The organism is Phyllobacterium sp. P5_D12 (assembly GCF_054049495.1).
This window is the reverse complement of sequence record NZ_JBFUMG010000758.1, coordinates 1-1,683: the sequence shown is the minus strand read 5'-3', so window position 1 is coordinate 1,683 and position 1,683 is coordinate 1. Positions and strand designations below refer to the sequence as shown.

At 54.7% G+C, this 1,683-nt stretch carries 3 protein-coding genes; all 3 read left to right on the top strand.

Annotated features, from left to right (window positions below; translation table 11 throughout):
• Positions 1-30 precede the first annotated feature (30 nt).
• Positions 31-516: a hypothetical protein gene (locus ACXJ5O_RS26130; protein WP_457302448.1), complete on the top strand. Its 486-nt coding sequence runs from the start codon at positions 31-33 to the stop codon at positions 514-516.
• Between the two features lie 85 nt (positions 517-601).
• On the top strand, positions 602-784 hold the full coding sequence (locus tag ACXJ5O_RS26125; RefSeq protein ID WP_457302447.1) for a superinfection immunity protein: 183 nt from the start codon (positions 602-604) through the stop codon (positions 782-784).
• Positions 785-1,132: 348 nt separating this feature from the next.
• On the top strand, positions 1,133-1,354 hold the full coding sequence (locus tag ACXJ5O_RS26120; protein WP_112526712.1) for a hypothetical protein: 222 nt from the start codon (positions 1,133-1,135) through the stop codon (positions 1,352-1,354).
• Positions 1,355-1,683: the final 329 nt, after the last annotated feature.

The following is a 1,683-nucleotide window of genomic DNA, read 5'->3' as shown; positions in this document are numbered from 1 at the left end:
GTTCAGGAACAGGGCTAAGAAAGCAAGTCGATGACAAATAAATTGGACGAGATAATGCAAATGATCCACGCCGCCGACAGGGCAGCGGAGTGGCGCTTCATGCAGGTTGGGCCGCTTGGCCGCTATCTGGCACTGGAACATTCCATCACGCCGGCACTGCGCGGCGAAGAGGTCGGGATGCAGTGGGTGAGGACGCAGTGGGAGATCGCGGACGACTTCGACCCAGCCCATGCGGAAGAGCGTTATCGCAAGCCCGTCAAGCGGCTGGTGGCGGCACCGTTCCCTGCCGCTGGATCGGGTTACGATGCCCTTGTTGCGCTGTTTCGTATTGCCTACGACAGTCCATCTCACGACCCGCGAACGGTTGAACTGGGAGAGTTCATCTGCATGCTTGGCATTGATGACTACGAAGACGAAGAGCGCGCGGAAGTCCTGCGCAATATCCCGTTGGAATTCGTCAACGGTTTTTGGACTGGCGTTAAGGAGGGCTATGACGAATTCGACGACGCTGGATAACACAAATGGACCGACGCCATCARCACCGACTATCCAGCAATACGTCGTCTTCAACGCACTCTAAGAAACGGGAAGCACAACCAAAATGGAATCTCTCATCCTTCTCTTCGTCGCCTATTTTTTCCCAGCGATTGTTGCGGCGGCGCGTCGGCAGAACAATGCCACCGCGATTTTCGTCCTCAATCTCTTCCTGGGATGGACTTTGCTCGGCTGGGTTATTGCGCTGGTCTGGGCCTTTACGAAATCGGCAAACGTAGCCGCACGATAACCACGATGAACCCCGCCGTTGAAACCATGTTGGTGGCGCTATTTTGCATCGCCGTCAGCTTCACTGTGGTCTTGGTCCTATGATCCTGATGAAATGAACCAACTGAAAATATTGAAAACTATCCGGAAGCGCAGCGCGCCCGCGCATTGGCATCGGCAAAATTGCAGGTTGCGCTGCGGCTGGCAGCGCAATTTACGTCGGGCTATTTCCTCGGCAAAGATTGCGTAGTTTCCCGGCGAGCTTAGGTGGGAAGCCCGATTGTGGCCGAAAGCGGCGGCATCCAATGATGCGATTGCCGTGGCGGCGGTTGATCCATCCTCCTCAGTGTCTTTGTGATATGTTTCGGCCATGAAAGAATCGCGCAAGGCACAGATCATACTTCGGGCGACGTTCTACAACGGCTTGGCCATTACCCTGTTCGCTGTCGCCGGACTCGGTTCTTATTTCTTTTTTGCCAGGTTCAGTCACGATCGATTATGGGGCCTTGTCATCCTAGCCTCGGCGCTGCTCGTCAGCATTGTTCTGCATCAAATAGGCTACCGGCATCTGCGCAGGCTGGACGAGGATTAGATGGGCGGGACTTCCGGCTCAACCCGCTACTTACGCTGGTTGATCGCAATTACTCAATCGCGTTCCTTTGCCCGCGGTGTGGCAGGACAGTGGCTTTGCAGTGCGATGGACAATCGCCATTGTTGGAACTGCTCGTTTATCCAACAGTAACCTTAAGTCGAAATGGCTGTTGATCAGTAACAACTCGGTTATTGATTGTCCCTTGACGTTTGTCGCAAGCGAACGTCTCGACCCAGCCCTGCAGAGTCCACAAACCATGYGGGCTGGGTCTTTTCCTTCCCCTTCGAAAAGGAACTATTCCGGCCCGCCTCAGGGGAACTCCTGATTGT